This window comes from Faecalibacterium prausnitzii (genome assembly GCF_049532945.1).
GTDB classification, from domain to species: Bacteria; Bacillota; Clostridia; order Oscillospirales; family Ruminococcaceae; genus Faecalibacterium; species Faecalibacterium prausnitzii_N.
The window spans coordinates 1,962,433-1,981,353 of the sequence record NZ_CP186691.1; the positions used below are offsets into that span (position 1 = coordinate 1,962,433).

Annotated in this window: 13 protein-coding genes and 1 tRNA gene; 13 read left to right on the forward strand and 1 reads right to left on the reverse strand. The window is 60.2% G+C overall.

What is annotated here, in order from left to right:
- Positions 1–345 precede the first annotated feature (345 nt).
- The 9 genes from ACNQFG_RS09705 to ACNQFG_RS09745 all read left to right on the forward strand — a co-directional run bounded on the left by ACNQFG_RS09705 (position 346) and on the right by ACNQFG_RS09745 (position 14,692).
- A complete protein-coding gene (locus ACNQFG_RS09705) occupies positions 346–1,290 on the forward strand; it encodes an AAA family ATPase (RefSeq protein WP_207685401.1) in 945 nt (314 codons plus the stop codon).
- Positions 1,290–2,402: a DUF58 domain-containing protein gene (locus ACNQFG_RS09710; protein WP_423404744.1), complete on the forward strand. Its 1,113-nt coding sequence runs from the start codon at positions 1,290–1,292 to the stop codon at positions 2,400–2,402. The genes ACNQFG_RS09705 and ACNQFG_RS09710 overlap by 1 nt, the downstream gene beginning before the upstream one ends.
- Positions 2,399–3,604 carry a hypothetical protein gene (locus tag ACNQFG_RS09715; RefSeq protein ID WP_423404745.1) on the forward strand — a complete coding sequence of 402 codons (1,206 nt, stop codon included), beginning with the start codon at positions 2,399–2,401 and terminating at the stop codon, positions 3,602–3,604. Before ACNQFG_RS09710 ends, ACNQFG_RS09715 begins: the two co-directional genes overlap by 4 nt.
- Positions 3,605–3,866: 262 nt before the next feature.
- Complete coding sequence (locus tag ACNQFG_RS09720; RefSeq protein WP_423404746.1) at positions 3,867–5,252, forward strand: penicillin-binding transpeptidase domain-containing protein; 1,386 nt, start codon at positions 3,867–3,869, stop codon at positions 5,250–5,252.
- Between the two features lie 99 nt (positions 5,253–5,351).
- On the forward strand, positions 5,352–5,600 hold the full coding sequence (gene secG, locus ACNQFG_RS09725) for a preprotein translocase subunit SecG (protein ID WP_097792492.1): 249 nt from the start codon (positions 5,352–5,354) through the stop codon (positions 5,598–5,600).
- Positions 5,601–5,835: 235 nt separating this feature from the next.
- Positions 5,836–7,956, forward strand: a complete 2,121-nt coding sequence (gene rnr / locus ACNQFG_RS09730) for a ribonuclease R (protein ID WP_423404747.1) — start codon at positions 5,836–5,838, stop codon at positions 7,954–7,956.
- 228 nt (positions 7,957–8,184) lie between these two features.
- On the forward strand, positions 8,185–9,957 hold the full coding sequence (locus ACNQFG_RS09735) for an oleate hydratase (RefSeq protein WP_423404748.1): 1,773 nt from the start codon (positions 8,185–8,187) through the stop codon (positions 9,955–9,957).
- 333 nt (positions 9,958–10,290) lie between these two features.
- A complete protein-coding gene (locus ACNQFG_RS09740) occupies positions 10,291–12,066 on the forward strand; it encodes a bifunctional metallophosphatase/5'-nucleotidase (protein WP_423404749.1) in 1,776 nt (591 codons plus the stop codon).
- 271 nt (positions 12,067–12,337) lie between these two features.
- A complete protein-coding gene (locus ACNQFG_RS09745; protein ID WP_423404750.1) occupies positions 12,338–14,692 on the forward strand; it encodes a glycoside hydrolase family 3 protein in 2,355 nt (784 codons plus the stop codon).
- A gap of 232 nt (positions 14,693–14,924) precedes the next feature.
- Here the strand turns inward: ACNQFG_RS09745 and ACNQFG_RS09750 are convergent.
- Positions 14,925–14,998 (reverse strand) — tRNA-Gln (locus ACNQFG_RS09750).
- Between the two features lie 281 nt (positions 14,999–15,279).
- On the opposite strand from ACNQFG_RS09750, the gene ACNQFG_RS09755 reads away from it, so the two are divergent.
- The 4 genes from ACNQFG_RS09755 to ACNQFG_RS09770 all read left to right on the forward strand — a co-directional run bounded on the left by ACNQFG_RS09755 (position 15,280) and on the right by ACNQFG_RS09770 (position 18,865).
- A complete protein-coding gene (locus ACNQFG_RS09755) occupies positions 15,280–15,564 on the forward strand; it encodes a DUF2508 family protein (RefSeq protein ID WP_118552849.1) in 285 nt (94 codons plus the stop codon).
- A gap of 222 nt (positions 15,565–15,786) precedes the next feature.
- Positions 15,787–15,933, forward strand: coding sequence for a six-cysteine ranthipeptide SCIFF (gene scfA / locus ACNQFG_RS09760; protein WP_005926683.1), 147 nt, complete (start codon positions 15,787–15,789; stop codon positions 15,931–15,933).
- Between the two features lie 65 nt (positions 15,934–15,998).
- The gene (scfB, locus tag ACNQFG_RS09765) at positions 15,999–17,450 is read left to right on the forward strand and encodes a thioether cross-link-forming SCIFF peptide maturase (protein WP_423404751.1); all 1,452 of its coding nucleotides are present in this window, start codon (positions 15,999–16,001) and stop codon (positions 17,448–17,450) included.
- Positions 17,447–18,865, forward strand: coding sequence for an amino acid decarboxylase (locus tag ACNQFG_RS09770; protein ID WP_423404752.1), 1,419 nt, complete (start codon positions 17,447–17,449; stop codon positions 18,863–18,865). Before scfB ends, ACNQFG_RS09770 begins: the two co-directional genes overlap by 4 nt.
- Positions 18,866–18,921 lie beyond the last annotated feature (56 nt).

Sequence of the window (18,921 nt, forward strand, 5' to 3'; positions counted from 1 at the left end):
TACGCCGAAACTTACGCCAAAACTTACGCCAATCACCCGGTAAGTGGCGTAGATTTGCGTAGAAAAGCGTGGATCGTGCAAAAACGGAGAATCTGGAAAAATCGGCTTGTGGCCTTGATAATTCTACAAAAGTCTACGTTTCCGGATATGCGTGATTCGGCTCCAAAAGTGTGGTTTGGAAGGGCGGCATGTACTAAGCCGCTTCGCGCGCAATCAAATTTATACACCGCAGGAGGCGGAGTTTCCCATGTGGGAGGCTCCGCCTCCTTTTTTCAAATCACTGCCCCTCTGATGCAAAATGTGATATAATAGACCTGTTTCATCAAAATAAAGAGGGGTATCGTTATGGAACGAACAGCTTTTACCGCCTATCGGGACAAGGTCGTCACCAACTGTGCCAGGGTCATCGTGGGCAAGGACGACATCATTGAAAAAGTCCTCGTCAGCTTCTTGTGCGGAGGCCATGTCCTGCTGGAAGACAAGCCCGGCACCGGCAAGACCATGCTTCTGCGCGCTTTTGCCCGGACTGTGGGCGGGGATTTCCGGCGGGTACAGTTCACGCCCGACCTGCTCCCGTCGGACCTGACGGGCATCAACTTCTACAACCAGAAGACCGGCGAGTTCGAGTTCCGGCCCGGCCCGCTCTTCACCAACTTTGTGCTGGCGGACGAGATCAACCGCGCCACGCCACGCACCCAGTCGGCCTTGCTGGAAGCCATGGAGGAAAAGCAGATCACGGTGGACGGCGTGACGAGCCGCCTGGCTGAGCCGTTCATGGTGCTGGCGACCCAGAACCCGCTGGAATCCTTTGGCACTTTCCCGCTGCCGGATGCCCAGATGGACCGCTTTTTCATGCGGTTGTCACTGGGGTACATGAACCGGGAGCAGGAGATGGAAGTGCTGTCCCGCCCGTCGGCGCAGGCGGTGCTTAGCCAGTTGAACCCGGTGGTCACGCCGGAGGAAACGGCCTATGTCCGCACGGCTTACCGTGAGGTGAAGGTCTCCGACGATGTGAAGAACTACCTGATGGACATCGTGGAGGCCACCCGCATGCAGGGCGGTTTCGTGAGCGGGGTGTCCACCCGTGGTGCGCTGGCGCTGTATCAGGCGGCGCAAGCCTACGCGGCTCTGCAGGGCCGGGACTACGTTGTTCCGGAGGACGTCAAGGGGCTGGCCCCGGCGGTGCTCTGCCATCGTGTGGTCCTGGGCGGCAGCATGAACACGGAAGCTGCAACCCAGCGGCTGCGGAAGCTGCTATCCGATGTTGAAGTTCCGCTGGAGAACCACTGATGGCGGCGGTCGTATTTGCGCTGGTGCTGGCGGGGCTACTCTTCTGGCTGGAACAGGAGTCTTGTGTCCACAGTCTGGACGATTTGCAGGGGCTGCTGGAAACGGAGGACTTCCTTGCCGAGGCAGACCAGCCGGTGAACCTGCGGCTGACCGTACGGAACAGCGGCCCCCACTGGAAGTCATTTGCAGCCCTGCGGCTCCATCTGGGGCGGGAGCTCACCCCGTGCAGCATGGACCACCTGACCAGAGACTGCGCCGGGCAGGGGCACACTGTGCGGTGCACGGCCTGGCTGCGTCCGCAGCAGGAGGCTTCGTTCAAAGTCGCGGTCCGCGTCGGGCAGCGGGGCCGCTATGTATTGGAGCCGCTACAGCTGATCGGCGGCGACCTGCTGGGCCTGAAGACGCAATCCCGCACAGAGAGGGGCTTCCATGAGCTCGTCGTTCCACCCAGGGAGTGCGACCTGCCGGAACTGGACGGCCTGATGGGCGGCTTTCTGGGCGGCATCTCGGTGAACCGCTACCTCTACGAAGACCCCATCCTGACGGCAGGCTATCGCGAGTACACCAGCGGCGACCCGATGCGGGCCATCTCCTGGAAGCAGAGCGTCCGTGGGCGGGGCTTGATGGTGAAAAAGTTTGATTACACGACCGAACCACGGGTCGTGGTGCTGGTCCATGCGGATTCGTCGCGCTATACCCAGCCGGAGCGGGTGGAGCGGTGCTACTCCATGGCCCGGACGGTCTGCCGGATGCTGGAAGAAAAGGCGGTGTCCTACCGCTTTGCGCTGAATGCAACGTTCGACCTGCTGATGAACGCGACCGTGACGGCGGGCGACGAGTGGAAAAAGCCGCTGGAAGTGCCGCAGGGGTACGGACCAGAACATTTCCGCCGCATGCTGGAAATGCTGGGCCGCGCCACCGGGCAGACCGCCCAGCCCTGCCGGGAGTTCTGCGCCCGGTATTATCACGCGCAGGAGCAGACGAGCTGCATCTTCCTGACCACAGAGCCGGAAGCAGAGGCCCGCGCCTGCCTGAACCCGATGCCAGGGGTCCAGTTGTTGGTCCTCACGCCGGAATGTGTGCAACAACGCGGAGAGGAGGGACCGGTATGATAGCACTGCATGGACTCCGCATCCTGGGCGACCTCGCGTTCTACTACGCCTTTGCAGGCTTTTTTGCGGCAGGCTTCGGCGGGCATCCCACAATTTGGGCGCTTCTCTGGCCCGCTGTCTGTTTTGCGGCGGCGGCCTGTTTCCGGGGAAATCCCTCCCTGCGCACCGTGCTGGCGCTGGCCAGTGCGGCGGCGCTGCCGTTTCTGCCTGCACGGGCGGATCAGCTCGTCTATCTCCCGGCGGTGTGCTATGTGACGCTGCTGGCGGTGCGGGAAGAGTTCGGCCTTTCCGCAGTGCAGCAGGGGGAGCGGTTCCGCTGGCTGCTGCGCATCTGGCCGCTGTTCGGTGCGGCGATGCTGCTGTGGAACGCAGACGCGGTGCTGACCACAGCCTTGCCCATGGCGATCACGGCGGCGCTTGCGCTGGTCTGGTTTACTCGGACGACCCGGCAGGACCCGGAGGTGTATAGTGCGCCATCCTACCTGCTGATATCCGGCGGGCTTCTGGCGGCGCTGAGCGGCGCGGCCTTTCTGCTCAGCCGCAGCGCCGTGATGAACGGGGTGAAAGCTCTGGCCGCAGCGGTGTATTTCAAGCTGCTGGTGCCGGTGTTGCAACTGGTGCTGAACAATGTGGTGGCCTACGGCATCGTCGTGGTGTTCCAAAAGCTGTGGTATGCCATTGCGTGGGTGCTGGCCTTGTTCGCAAACCGGCAGGTCGCAATGGGCGATTTGTATGAATCCAGAGCGGGCGATGTCCGGGACGCCATCGGCGAGGAGAGCGGCCTGCTGATGGACGGCCCACGGGTGCTGGCCGGAGTGGCGGTGCTCTTTGCGGCGGTGCTGCTGATTTTAGCGGTGCGGCACATCCTGCGCCGGGGCCGCGCGGCGGAACCGACCGGTGCTGCCCCGATGACGAAACGCCGGACCTCCCTGCGCACCCGCCGTCGGTGGCCGGGGCTCTTCCTTAGCCCGAACGCCCGTGTCCGGCGGGAATACCGGGCCTATCTCGACTACTGCGAGGCCCACGGCCTGACCATCCTGCGCGGAGATACCAGCCTGGACATCATGGGCCGTGCCTCCGGCATGGACTACGTTGCCGAGGCCGAACTGCGCGAAATTTACCTCCGCGCCCGCTATGCGGAAACAGCTACCGCCGAGGACGCTGCCCGCGCGGCAGAGCTCGTGAAAAAGATCTGCGAATGACCGCATCAACGCCCCCTGTCTGGCCCACACTGTTTCAAAAGGCCAAAGGGGGCGTTTTTATGTCCGGACGGCGGGTGCTGGCGCTGTATGCGCTGCTGGTGGGGTGTTTTGCGGCGGTGGTCTGCCGGTTGTACTGGCTGTGCTCCCACGCGGACTATGCAGCCCGCGCGGCGGCGCAGAGCGTGGTGACGCTGGCGCTCCCGGCACGGCGGGGCAATTTCTACGACTGCGAGGGCCATCTTCTGACGGGCTTTGGCACAAAGTGGATGGCGCTCTGTGTGCCCGGCGGGGAAACTATACCCGGCTCTTTTCCTGTACCGATGCGGCTGGGCAGGCGCTGCTGTACCAGAAACGAAACGCAGTCTCTCCGTTCCTGCTCACGGTGGACCGTGATGTTTCGCCGCTGGGCATTTCCTGCTGGCCGGTGGCCGTGCGCTATGCAGCCGCGCCGCTGGCTGTGCAGCTCATCGGGTATGTGGACGGCGACGGCAGGGGAGCCGCCGGGCTGGAAGCCGCGTTTGATGCGGCACTTTCCGGCACCGGGGAGGGCGACACACTGACCTGCCTTGTCAATGCGCAGGGGCGTCTGCGGAGCGAGCCGGAACAGACCCACACCGACAGCGGGGCCGTGGGGGTCCAGCTGACCCTTTCCCGGCCGGTCCAGCGGGCGGCGGAAGCCGTTGCGGGTCGGATGATGACCACCGGCTGCATCGTGGTGCTGGATGCCGCAAACGCCGAAGTCCGCGCCTGCGTCAGTGTGCCGGGGTATGACCCGGCAGACCCGGCTGCCAGCCTGAATGCGGCGGACAGCCCGATGCTGAACCGGGCCTTCCAGAGCTACACAGTGGGGTTGGTGTTCAAGCCGGTGCTGGCCGCCGCCGCGCTGGAAGCAGGGGAGACCGGTCTGGTCTACACCTGCCCCGGCTGGTGCGAGGTGGACGGGCAGGTGTTCCGCTGTGCGGGCGGCATCCCGCATGGGGAGGTAGACCTTGCCGCCGCACTGGAAAAAAGCTGCAACGGCTATTTTATCCGGCTGGGGCAGCAGCTGGGGGCCGAGCGGGTCCGTGCGCTGGCTGAGCGGGTGGGCTTTGGGCAGGCCGCGGAACTGACGGACCGCTTCCGCACGGCGGCGGGCATCCTGTCAACGGCGGAAGCCCTGACCTCGTCCGGGGCCTATGCAAATTTCTGCTTCGGGCAGGGGGAGCTGCTGGCAACGCCGGTGCAGGTGGCCGGGATGCTGAACGCGCTGGTCACCGGCACCTGGCGGATGCCGCTCTTTTTGCGGAACACGCTGGACGAGGCGACCGGGGAGCCGCTGGAAACGCTGGCCCACCGGCGGGCGGAGCCGGTCGTCTCGGAACAGACGGCGCAAACGCTGCGCGGTCTGCTGGCGGGCGTGGTGGCAAACGGCACCGGCCGCGAGGCGGCCCTGCCGGAGACCACCGCCGCCGGGAAGACCGGGACGGCCCAGACCGGCCAGTTCCGGGCGGGTGAAGAGCTGAAAAACAGCTGGTTTGCGGGCGTTTTTCCGGCGGAACAGCCCCGGTATACCATCGTGGTCCTGCAGGACGCCCAGACAGAACCTGCCCATTCCAGCGCCGCAGTCTTTGCCGCTCTGGCCGAAATGCTGGAAAATTTGGCCCGATGAGGCAGAGTCCATCTTGCAATTTGCGCGGTTGTATGCTATCATATTCTTGTATTTGTATGCAGTCTCAATCAAATTTACAATAAAAGGAGCGTTCCATCCATGTCTGCTATTGAAATCGTCGGCGGCGCCATCCTGCTTGCTGCCTCGGTCGTCATCATCGTCCTTACCCTGATGCAGCACACCCACGGTCAGGGCCTTTCCGGTGCCATCAACGGCGGCGCATACGGCGCAAACAACGCACGGCTGACCCCTGCCGACCAGATGCTGGCCAAGGTGACCCGCATCGCCGGTGTCGTCTTCTTCGTGGTGGCCGTCCTGGCCTGTGTGTTCGCCAGCCGTCTGGCTTGAGGACCCGCGCACAGCCCCGTGTAAAGGACGGGGCTGTTTTTCTGTCTGAAATTTCTCTGTCTGCGCTGCGGACAGCTCTTCTTCTGAGGGGAGCCTCTGACAGGCCGGGTGGGTCTGCATCGGATGAGAAAAGCCCGATGGGCAAACACTGCCGGGTGCGGATGCCTCCGGCAGAAGGTGGGAAACTCAGGATTCCGCTGGAGAATTTTGAGAATGTTGTTAAGGAGTAAAATCTATGTCATTACGCGATAAGATCGAGCATGCCATCCAGAACCAGCCCTGCACCGTCAAGGACCTGAAGGCCCGCTTCGGCGGGGACCGCGGCTCGGACCGCAAGGTGATGGAGGCTGTGGATCAGCTGGTGCACGAGGCGGTCATCTGCCAGCGTCAGGGCGTGTTCTTTACGGTGCGCTCCGGCCGTGCAGACAAGGCTCTGCTGTGCAAGGTGGTAAAACTGGGCAAGAATTTTGCCTTTGTCATGCTGGAGGACGGCACCAGCGATATCTTTATCCCGGGCCGTTTTACCCGCGGTGCCATGCCCGGCGACATGGTGCTTGTGGAAAAGTTTGAGCACCCCCGTGTGGAGGGCAGCGACGAGGGCGCCATCCTCGCGGTGCTTACCGAAAAGAACGATCTGGTGGGCACTGCCCGCCGCATTGAGGGCCGCTTGAAGTTCGTGCCGGACGACTGCCCGGCCATCTCCATGCAGTTGATGCGTGACTGCGAGGGCGGCGCAAAGGACGGCGACAAGGTGGCCGTGGAGATCCTGCAGCGCGGCAATCGGCAGGAAGATCACCGCGTGGGCGTTGCCATGCGGTTTGGCAGCTCGGACGAAGCAAAGCGCTGCGCAAAGGCCCTGCTCTATGCGCAGGATATCCGCAGCCGCTTCCCGGATAAGGTTCGTGAGGAAGCCAAGAAGCTGGAGAACGCTGAGGTCTCTGAAAAGGACACCGAGGGCCGCATGGATCTGCGCGCCCTGCCCATCTTCACCATTGACAGTGCTGAGACCAAGGACATCGATGATGCCATCAGCCTGACCAAGACCCCGGAGGGCGGCTTTGAGCTGGGTGTCCACATTGCAGATGTTTCCAACTATGTCAAGCCCGGCAGCGAACTGGACAACGAAGCGTTTAACCGCGCAACCAGCGTCTACTATGCCGATCAGGTGGTGCCCATGCTGCCCAAGCAGCTTTCCAACGGCATCTGCAGCCTGAATGAGGGCGTGCTGCGTCTGGCCTTCTCCTGCCTGATGCATCTGGATAAGGATGGCAACCTGATCGATTACCGCTTTGTCAAGTCGGTCATCCGCAGCCGCGTCAAGGGTGTTTACTCCGAGATCAATGCCTTGCTGGCCGGCAGTGCTGACGACGAGCTGAAGGGCAAGTACCATGAAGTGCTCAGCCAGCTGCCCGCCATGAAGGAGCTGTACGGCCACCGCGCCCGCCTGCGCAAGGAGCGCGGCTGCATGGATATCGAGAGCGGCGAGGTGAAGCTGATCCTCGACGAGGACGGCCACTGCATCGATGTGAAAAAGCGCACCTCCGGCGAGAGCGAAGCTATGATCGAAGAGTTCATGCTGCTGGCCAACCAGTGCGCTGCCCACTTTGCCCGCGTGAAGCAGATCCCCTTCGTGTACCGTGTGCACGAGGAACCCAATGCTGAAAAGCTGGAGCGTCTGCACACTCTGCTGCAGGCCTGCGGCATCAATGATCACTTTGCCAAGGATGTGCCCACCCCCAAGGAGCTGAGCGCCATTCTGGAAGGTGTGCGCGGCGGCCCGTATGAGCAGATCATCAATACCGGTATGCTGCGCTGCATGTCCAAGGCTGTGTATGAGGAAAAACCCAAGGGCCACTACGGTCTGGTGCTGAAGGACTACGCTCACTTCACCAGCCCCATCCGCCGCTATCCGGATCTGGCCATCCATCGCATCATGACCGCCCAGCTCAAGGGCATGGATAAGGATACCATGGTGCTGCGCTACAGCGACTTTGCCGAGAAGGCAAGCAAGCAGTCCAGTGAGCGCGAGATCATTGCAATGCAGATCGAGCGCAAGGCTGAGGACTGCTACAAGGCCGAGTATGCCCGCCGCCATCTGGGCGAGTGCTACGAGGGCCGCATTTCCGGCGTGACCCAGCGCGGCCTGTTCATTGAGCTGGACAATGGCGTGGAGGGCTTTGTGCCGGCTTCCAGCCTGATCCCCTCCGGTACCATGCTCACCGAGGGCATCCGCCTGTCCGACCCCGTCTCCGGCAAGAACTGGAGTCTGGGCGACACCATGATGATCACCATTGTGCGTGCGGATGTGAACCTGGGCAAGATCGACTTTGAGGTCGCCCCGGAGGCAAAACAGTAACCCAAACGGATTTCATCCGCTCCCGTCTTCTGTCACAGGAAGGCGGGAGCTTTTTTGCGCTTCACACTTTCGCCATATTTCCGACAAAGGTTGGTTTTTGTATAAAATTTATACACTGGTCATCTTTTGTATGTTGTTCTGTCACAGGGGATGGGTTATACTAAGCACAACGAAAGGGCGAGCGGGAATGCCGCCCGGAAAGAACCAAAACTTCAGGAGGTTTGCGTTATGTACTATTCCAGTGGCAACTATGAAGCATTTGCAACTCCTAAAAAGCCGGAGGGTGTCGATCATAAATCTGCATATATCATTGGTTCCGGTCTGGCCGCACTGACAGCTGCATGTTATCTGGTGCGTGACGGCCAGATGAAGGGCGAGCATGTGCATGTGTTTGAGAAAGACCCCATCCCCGGCGGTGCCTGCGACGGCTACAAATACGATATCGGTTACGTGATGCGCGGTGGCCGCGAGATGGATAACCACTTCGAGGTCATGTGGGATCTGCTGCGCTCCATTCCGTCTCTGGAGACCGAGGGTGCCAGTGTGCTGGATGAGTACTACTGGCTGAACAAGGAAGACCCCAACTATTCACTGTGCCGTGCTACCGTCAACCGCGGCGAGGATGCCCACACCGATGGCAAGTTTGGCCTGTCTGATAAGGGTGCTATGGAGATCATGAAGCTCTTCTTCACCCCCAACGAGCAGCTGCAGGATAAGAAGATCACCGATTTCTTTGATGATGAAGTGCTGAACTCCAACTTCTGGCTGTACTGGCGCACCATGTTTGCTTTTGAGAACTGGCACAGTGCTCTGGAAATGAAGCTCTACCTCAAGCGTTATATCCACCACATCGGCGGTCTGCCGGACTTCACTGCCCTGCGCTTTACCCGCTACAACCAGTATGAATCTATCATCCTGCCCATGGTCACTTACCTGAAGGACCACGGCGTGCAGTTCCACTATGAGACCAAGGTCGTGGACGTGAAATTTGAGATCAATGGCAAGCGCAAGCAGGCAAGCAGCGTGGTTGTGGAGCACGCAGGTGAGATCAGCACCATTGACCTGACCGAAAATGATCTGCTGTTCATCACCAACGGCGGCTGCGTGGAAAGCTGCACGATGGGCGCACAGGACAAGGCAGCAGGCTTTGATCCCACCATCAAGCCGGGCAACGGCTGGGATCTGTGGAAGAAGATCGCTGCACAGGACCCTGCATTCGGCAATCCTGAAAAGTTCTGCTCCGACCCCGAACATTCCAACTGGGAAAGCGCCACCATCACTACGCTGGACGACAAAATCCCACAGTATATCCAGAAGATCTGCAAGCGTGACCCGTTCAGTGGCCACACCGTCACCGGCGGCATCGTCACCGTTAAGGACTCCAACTGGCTGCTCAGCTGGACGCTGAACCGTCAGCAGCAGTTCCGAGACCAGCCCAAGAACCAGCTGTGCGTCTGGGTCTACGGCCTGTTCAGTGATAAGCCCGGCAACTACGTCAAAAAGGCCATGCGCGACTGCACCGGCCGTGAGATCTGCATGGAGTGGCTGTACCATCTGGGCGTTCCCACTGAGGACATCGCCGAGCTGGCCGAGCACAGTGCCAACACCATCCCGGTCATGATGCCGTATATCGATGCATTCTTTATGCCGCGTGCGATGGGCGACCGTCCTGATATCGTGCCGGAGGGTGCTGTCAACTTTGCCTTCCTGGGTCAGTTCGCCGAGACCGGCCGTGACACCATCTTCACCACCGAATACTCCATGCGCACCGGTATGGAAGCTGTGTACACCCTGCTGGACATCGACCGTGGTGTGCCTGAGGTCTGGGGCAGCACCTATGATGTACGTGCCCTGATCGATGCAACGGTCAAGCTGCGCGACGGCAAGAAGATCACCGATATGGACCTGCCCTTCATCCAGAGGGTGGCCCTCAAGGAAGTGCTCAAGAAGATCGAGGGTACCGACCTTGAGAAATTCCTCAAGGAATACAACGCCATTTAAGGCGTTTTCTCAAACGTCTCCTCCGATCCAGTTTGGACCTCCCCCTGAATGCGGCCGGGCTCTGCACCCTGAGACAGGATGCAGGGCCCGGCCCTTTTTCGTATGATTTTACGGAAAATTTCCAAAATAGTACGACTTTCGTGAAAAGGATTTGCGCGGATTTTACAGTTTTCTCTTGCCCGGAGCGGCATTCTGTGATATGCTTAATCCAGAAATGCAGACCTCGCTGCGGCTGCGCTGCACACCACGGCTCCCCGTTGGGGAGCTTTTGTGCGGGCGGCGGCAGAGAGGCCGCAAAAAGAGAGTACCGTAAATTGAAGGAGGTCATTTCCTGTGAAACAGTTCATTTCCCGCCGCAGCTTCCTCAAGGCTGCCGGAGCTGCCACTGCACTGACCGCAGTCTCCCTCGGCGCACCCGCCGCATCGGCCGAAGAGACCAATTGCTTCCTGGGCGAAAAGTCGGCTGTTACCATCCTCTACACCAACGATGTGCACACCTACATCGACAAGAAATCCCCCGAACTGACCTATGCCGGCATCGCTGCACTGAAGCAGAGCTATGTGGACGCTGGCCAGAACGTTCTGCTGGTGGACGCCGGCGACCACATCCAGGGCACGGCCTATGGCTCCATGGATGACGGCGAGACCATCATCAAGCTGATGAGCGAGGCCGGTTACGACCTGGCTACGCCCGGCAACCATGAATTCGACTACGGCATGGCCCGTGCAAAGGCAGCCATGAAGGAAGCCGCTTTCCCCTATGTTTCCTGCAACTGGGTGGACCTGCGCACCGGCCTGAAGGTGCTGCCCAGCATCAAGATCTTCACCATCGGCGGCCGCGTCATCGCATTTGTGGGCATCACCACGCCCGAGACCTTCACCAAGTCTACTCCGGCTTACTTCATGAACGCCAGCCAGACCAAGTACATCTATGACATCCTCGGCGGCGATGATGGCCAGAAGCTGTACAAGGCTGTCCAGAAGGCCATCGACAAGGCAAAGCTGCTGGGTGCAACAACTATCATTGGTCTGGGCCATCTGGGCGTTGATCCTTCCTCTTCGCCCTGGACCAGCAAGGAAGTCATCGAGCACACCTCCGGCTTCGATGCATTCATCGACGGCCATTCGCACACCGTGATGGAGAATAAGCAGGTGACCGATGCTTCCGGCAAGGCTGTCGCCCTGACCCAGACCGGCTCCTACTTCAAGAATGTCGGCAAGATGACCATCGGTGCCGATGGCTCCATCACCACCGAGCTGCTGCCCAGCTACGATGGCGCAGACGCCGCTGTGGCCGCTGCCACCAGCGAGTGGGTGAGCGCAGTGGACGACATGCTGGGTGAGAAGATCGCTGTTGCCGATACGAACTTCTACATCTCCGACCCCGAGACTGGCAAGCGCCGCATCCGCATGGCAGAGACGAATCTCGGCGACTTCGTGGCCGACGGCATTTACTCCTACTTCAATGAGGTGGAACAGCTGCATTGTGACATCGCTATCATGAACGGCGGCGGCATCCGCGCCGATGAGAAAGCCGGCTACTGGACCTTCAAGACCTGCAAGCAGGTCAGCCCGTTTGGCAATGTGGCCTGTCTGATGTCTGTCACCGGCAAGCAGATCCTGGACGCCCTCGAATTTGGTGCCCGCTTCGCCGGTGCCGAGGGCAAGGAGAACGGCGGTTTCCTGCAGGTTGCCGGTGCCAAGTATGAGATCCACGTCATGGTCCCCAACACCGTGCAGACCGACGAGAAGAATGTCTGGATTGGCAGTGCTACGACCCCGCGTGTTTCGAATGTGGAGATCTACGACAAGACCACCGGCACATACAAGCCTCTGGACCCGAACGCCACCTATGCGCTGGCCGGTATGAATTACACTCTGCGCAATCTGGGCGATGGCTTTGCCATGTTTGATGGCGCAGAGCTGATCAAGGACTATGTGTCTGAGGATTACCTCGTCATGTCCAGCTACGCAGCCATGTTCGGCGGCGTGGATGCAAACGGTCTGCCGCACCTTTCCAGTGCCAACAGCCCGCTGGCCGATTACCCGGGCTATCTGCTGGATTACGAGAATCCCTACGGCGCAGGCCGCATCCAGATGATCTGGTAATGCCCTGAACCGAGAGAGACCGCTGTGCTCCTTCCGTTATTGACGGAGCCAGCGGTCTCTTTTTGTGCCCGGCGGAGCGGACCGAGCGCGGGGACACGCTGCGCTGGTTCGGGGAATTGCATAGATTCCTGGAACGTTCCTTGTGAGCAATGCTGAAATTCAGAAAAAGCACGGGTTGTTCGCTTGCGAACGATTGGGCCGTGGGGTATAATAAAAAAGAACAAGTGATATATCAGCTGCGCATTCCCGCGCACGAAAAAGGAGAAACAAGATGGAGATTCGATACACCAGCGCTGCCCAGTGGGCCGACGCCCGCGACGGCGTCATTCCGGCACCCTATGCTCTGGAAGCGGGGGAGAGCATCACCGACCGTTACCTGGAGCCGGTGGTCTTCCACAACGAAAATGGCCCCGACATCGGTGTGACCACCTGCGGCGTCATCGTCAGGGACGGCCTGTACTTCAAGGATATGGACAACAGCGGCGAGCTGGCCCCTTATAAGGACTGGCGGCTCAGCCCCGAAGAGCGCGCAAAGGATATGGTGGCCCATCTGCGCCTGGACCAGCAGGCTGGCCTTGTGCTGAACACCCTGTTCAACACCCCGGTGGCCCCCACCCGCGCTGCGGCCACTGGGGCCGATGGCAAGCTGGAAATGTCCAAGATCTACAAGCACCACGACCCGGACGAAAAGCCCATCCCCGGCCCGCTGCCCGGCATGACCATGAGCATTGATGACGCTGATGTGCTGGACAAGCACATCACGGCGGGCGTTTACCGCGGCGATATGCACTGCGAGGCCGGTATGGTGGCACTGTACCACAATGCGGGCACCCAGATGCTGGAATACGAAGCCTGCAAGGGAGGCGTGGCGATTCCGTACTCTCTGCACACCAACCCCATCAACATCGGCTACCCGGACTCTCTGGGCATCGGTGCAGCGGTGCTGGGAGACGGCAACGCAGATTTCGTCTATGAAATGGCCGACACGGACCGGAAGATGATGAAGGCCGAGGGCCTGCACATCATGTACGGCCCGCAGGTGGACGTGGCCACCGACCCCCGCTGGCCCCGCACCAACGGCACCTACGGCGAGCGCACCGATGTGACAAGCGACATCACCGAAGCCCTCATCAAGGGCTACCAGAACGGCGACGACGGCCTGAACGAGGGTTCGGTCGTCCTGACGGTCAAGCACTTCCCCGGCGATGCCCCCTCCGAGAACGGCTTCGAGCCGCATGTGCCCATCGGTCAGTGGCGTATCTACCGCACCCCCGGCTCGATGGAAAAGTACCATCTGCCCCCGTTCCAGCGCGCCTTCGACCACAAGGCATCTTCCATCATGCCCGACTACTCCCGCATCGCCGCTGATGGCCGCGCCGTGCCCCAGACCTACCGGGGAGAGGTGACCAGCACCGAGGCGGTGCCCAGCGCATACAGCAAGGAGCTGCTCACCGACCTGGCCCGCAAAAAGATGGGCTTTGACGGCTACATCAACTCCGACTCCGGCATCACCAGTGTGCAGATCTACGGCGTGGAGGACCTGACGGTGCCCCAGCGCTACGCCAAGGCCATTTCCGCCGGTACCGATGTCATCGGCGGCAACACCGACCCGGAGAACATCATCAAGGCAGTGGAGGACGGTCTGCTGCCCAAGGCCGACCTCGACCGCGCTAGCTACAATCGTCTGCTGAGCCTGTTCCGCACCAAGCGTGTGGACAACCCCTATCTGGACCCCGACCAGGCCGACCAGGCCCGGCAGGACAACTTCGATGGTGCCAAGAAGAAGGCCTACGAAGCCAACCAGAAGGCCGTCGTTCTGGTCAAAAACCACGGCGGTGTTCTGCCGCTGGCCAAAGAGAAGAAAGTCTGCATCGTCACCTTCAAGGGCGTGGACTCCGGCTTTGCCAAAATGGCACAGGCCATGGGTGCCGGTCTGGGCTCTGCCAATGCCGACGAGGCGCTGCGCAAGACACTGGCGGAGGCCTTCGAGAAAAAGGGCTACACCGTCGTCGCCACCCCGGAGGAGGCCGATGTGCTGTACCTCCACGTGTGGCCCATCAGCAACGGCGTGGTGTTCTACCAGTTCGCCATGCCCGTCATTGAGATGGGTGAGATCGTCACCGACGAGCGCGAGACCAACAAGAGCCAGAAGAAGACCGGCAAGCAGGTCACGGTGACCACCCTGAAGGACGTCGAGAAGATCCGGGAGCTGGCCGATGCCATCCATGCGCGCGGCGGCAAGGTCGTGGGCACCTGCGTGGTGAACAACCCCTGGCTGCTGGACAAGCTGGAACCCTACTGCGACGCGCTGACCATCCAGTACACCGTCAGCACGGTGGCGCTGAACAACGCCCTGAACGCACAGGTGGACGTCATCAGCGGCGACTTTGCCCCCACCGGCAAGCTGAGCCTGACCATGGTGTCCGACCCCGCCGTCATCGCCATCACCGAGCAGGAGATCGACGGTGTGGTGCGTGAGATCTGCGCTTCGCCTAACGATGTGCCCGGCTACGATAAGGACCTGTATATCGACCCGGCCATCCTCGCCGGGGTGCGCGGCGGCAGCTATGCTTACTGTGACGCCGACGGCAACTATTACCGCAGCGGGTTCGGTCTGAACTACTGACCCTCTCCGTCATTGCTTCGCAATGCCACCTCTCCCAAAGGGTGAGGAATTGGCAGGATGGTCTTGATTCTGCTGTTCGAACAACGTTTCACAAAACCATAAAATAAAGTGCTCCGCTGTCTCGATTTGCGGCTTCTGTACAGATGCTGTAAATCTTGAAAGCGGAGCACTTCTGTTCATAGGGGAAACAAAGAGAAAAAGAACCAGCCGAACATGTTCGACTGGTTCTTTTTGGTTGGGGATGAGAGAATCGAACTCCCACAAGTAGAGTCAGAGTCTACCGCACTACCACTATGCAAATCCCCAAGATCTGCTTTGCTGTTTGGCTTGTGAGCCGCTCAACGTGTGCTATTATACGGGAAAAGCCCGGAGTTGTCAAGCGCTTTTTCAAACTTTTTTGCAAAATCTTGAAAAGAGACGGTCTTTCGCGGAACATTTTGAATTGAAATGTCAGAGCAATGGGGCAGAGTCATCGGGGAGGTAGACGATTTCTTATGGTAGGACTCCATCAACCGTCATCCTTCTCACTCTCTTTGCATATACTGGAAATCAGTAGAAGCAAAGATGCACAAAGAGGAGGAACTACGATGGCACAGTCTGCGCAAAAAGAAAAAACCTTGTTGTCCGACCGCATCCCGCGGGATACGGAGCACGAACGCTATCACCCAGAACTGGAAGAGGAGCTGAAAGAGTGCCTGTTCTGCCTGCGCCAGAACGAGATGATGTTCGACCTGGAGGTGGACACCGACCTCATCGAACAGCACATCTACGAGCGGCAGGCTCTGCTGTGCCGCTACCGCTATCTGCTGGCTCAGGCGCGGGAGCTTGGCCTGCATACTATTTTGCAGAAATATCAGCCGATGGGAGGATGAACCCTCTCCCGAAGAGGCGAAGTCTGCGGAATGCCAAAGCCTCTCCTACAAGGAGAGGTGTCACCGAAGGTGACGGAGAAGTTGTACGAAGGATGACGCTTCCCGCCAAACTGTGACAAAAATCTTGACATCCAGCCCGGCCCGTGGTATTATACACAAAGGTAATATCGTGCGTGGGTGGTTCTGCGCATCAAATCTTTTGAGCTAGAGAGGTTTTCTATTATGGAACGTATTAAGACCATTGCTACTCGTGACCTGACCAAGAGCGTTAAGACCGGCGGCTGCGGCGAGTGCCAGACTTCCTGCCAGTCCGCTTGCAAGACCTCCTGCGGCGTGGCTAACCAGCAGTGCGAGAACAGCAACAAGTAATTTTTGCAACCCCCTGCCGCCTTTGCCGGGCGGCATTTTTTTGTATAATTGGAATGGAGAGTAAAATGGTACACCAGTATCAATTGAACGGCTATAACATCGTGCTGGACACCTGCAGCGGCTCGGTGCATGTAGTGGACGATGTGGCGTATGACGTCATCGCTCTGTACAAGGAGCGCTCCGCCGATGCAATCGTAGCGGCCATGCTCGAAAAGTACGGCGACCGCCCCGACGTGACCGAGGCCGACCTGCGCCAGTGCCTGGAGGATGTGGCCGCGCTGGAACAGGCGGGCAAGCTGTGGAGCCCCGATACCTACGCCGACATGGCTTTCGACTTTAAAAACCGCAACACCGTGGTCAAGGCCTTGTGCCTGCATGTTGCACACACCTGCAACCTGAACTGCTCCTACTGCTTTGCTTCGCAGGGCCGCTATCAGGGCGACCGTGCGCTGATGAGCTTTGAAGTGGGCAAGCGTGCCATGGACTTCCTGATCGAAAACTCCGGCACCCGCCGCAACCTTGAGGTGGACTTTTTTGGCGGCGAACCGCTGATGAATTTTGACATGGTCAAAAAGCTGGTGGCTTACTGCCGTGAGCAGGAGAAGATCCACAACAAGAACTTCCGCTTTACCATGACCACCAACGGTATGCTGATCGATGACGATGTGATCGATTTCTGCAACAAGGAGTGCCACAACGTCGTTCTGAGTCTGGATGGCCGCAAAGAGGTCAACGACCGCTTCCGCAAGGACTATGCAGGCCATGGCAGCTACGATACCATCGTGCCCAAGTTCCAGGAGTTCGTGAAGAAGCGCGGCGACAAGAACTACTACATGCGCGGCACCTACACCCACTACAACACCGACTTCACCAACGATATCTTCCACATGGCCGACCTCGGCTTTACTGAGCTGAGCATGGAGCCTGTGGTGTCTAAGCCTGGCGACCCCAGTGCCCTGACCGAGGAAGATCTGCCCATCCTGAAGGAACAGTACGAGATCCTTGCCAAGGAAATGATCAAGCGCAACCGCGAGGGCCGCGGCTTTACCTTCTACCACTACATGATCGACCTCACCGGCGGCCCCTGCATCTACAAGCGCATTTCCGGCTGTGGCTCCGGCACGGAGTACATGGCTGTTACTCCTTGGGGCGATCTGTACCCCTGCCACCAGTTTGTGGGCGACCCCAAGTACCTGATGGGCGATATCTGGAAGGGCGTTACGAACACTGCCGTGCGCGATGAGTTCAAGCATTGCAACGCCTACGCCCGCAAGGAGTGTCAGGACTGCTGGGCAAAGCTGTATTGCTCCGGCGGCTGCGCTGCCAACTCCTACCATGCCACCGGCAGCATTACCGGCGTGTACGAGTACGGCTGCGAGCTGTTCAAAAAGCGTATGGAGTGCGCCATCATGATCAAAGTAGCCGAGAATCAGGAACTTGCCGCCAAGGGCATCGAGGTGCCTATTGAGCTGGGCTCTACCTGCAACGCCTGCGCCGACGGCGAAGCCTGCGAATGAGCACGACCACGCCTATTGTGGATTTTGTGCAGAACTACGCAAAGTCAGGGACTTCCCGCCTTCACATGCCCGGCCATAAGGGGCAGGCCCTGCTGGGGTTTGAAGGGCTGGACATCACCGAGATCCGGGGCGCGGATGAGTTGTACGAGGCCGATGGCATCATTGCCCAGAGCGAAGCCAACGCTACCCGGCTGTTCGGCACGGTGCATACCTATTACAGCACAGAGGGCTCGTCCCAGTGCATCCGGGCCATGCTCTGCCTGGCGATGCAGGCGGCCCCCGCCGGGCAGCGCCCGGTGCTGCTGGCGGCCCGCAACGCCCACAAAGCGCTGCTCTATGCAGCCGCGCTGCTGGATCTTGACATCCAGTGGCTCTGGCCCGCGCCGGACGCGGCCGGGGCGCTGTACAGCTGCCCCGTGACCGAAGCTCAGCTTGCCGCTGCGCTGGACCGGCTGGCCGGGCAGGGGAAGCCCCCCTTCGGCGTCTACCTCACCAGCCCGGACTACCTCGGCGGGATGCAGGACATCGCGGCCCTTGCAAGGGTCTGCGATGCGCACGGTGTGCCGCTGCTGGTGGACAATGCCCACGGTGCCTACCTGAACTTTCTGGTGGGCGGCAGCCGCCACCCCATTGCATTGGGGGCGGCGATGTGCTGCGATTCCGGGCACAAGACCCTGCCTGTCCTCACCGGCGGCGCCTACCTGCATCTGGGGCCGAAAGCGCCCGTGCAGGAGGAAACGGCAGTCCGCAATGCACTGGCGCTGTTCGGATCCACAAGCCCGTCTTATCTGATCCTGCAATCCCTCGACCGGTGCAACCGGTATCTTTCGGAGGGGTATCCGCTGCGGCTCTACTCCTGCTGCGGGCAGCTGACCAGGATGCGCCGGGTGCTGAACGAGCAGGCCGCTGCGGCAGGCTGTCCGTTCCCGCTGGCGGTGGACGACCCCGCCCGTGAGCCGCTCAAACTCACGCTGGATGCTGCTACACTGGGCATGACCGGCACCGCGCTGGCCGAGGCTCTGCGGCAGGAACGCATCGAGTGCGAATATGCCGACCCGCGCTATGTTGTGCTGATGTTCACCCCCGAAAACCCGGCGCAGGATTATGAGCGGCTGGAAGCGGCAGTGGCACGGCTCTGCGCGGCTCTGCCGTCGGCCCCGGCTCTGCCGGAACCGGAAGCGGATGTCTTCACGGAACTGGCGGCGGAGGCTGCGCCGGTCTGCACCGTGCGGCAGGCGGTGTTCGCCCCGCAGGAGCTGATCCCCGCCGAAACGGCGCTGGGCCGCATCTGCGCGATGCCCACCGTCTCCTGCCCGCCGGCGATCCCCATCGTGGTGAGCGGGGAACGCATCGGCCCGGCAGCACTGAAACTTTTTGCACGATACGGCATCAAAAATGTCGCAGTCCTGAAATGAATAGAAAGCGGCACCGGTCTGTAAAGCAAAACTGCTTTGCGGGCTGGTGCCGCTTT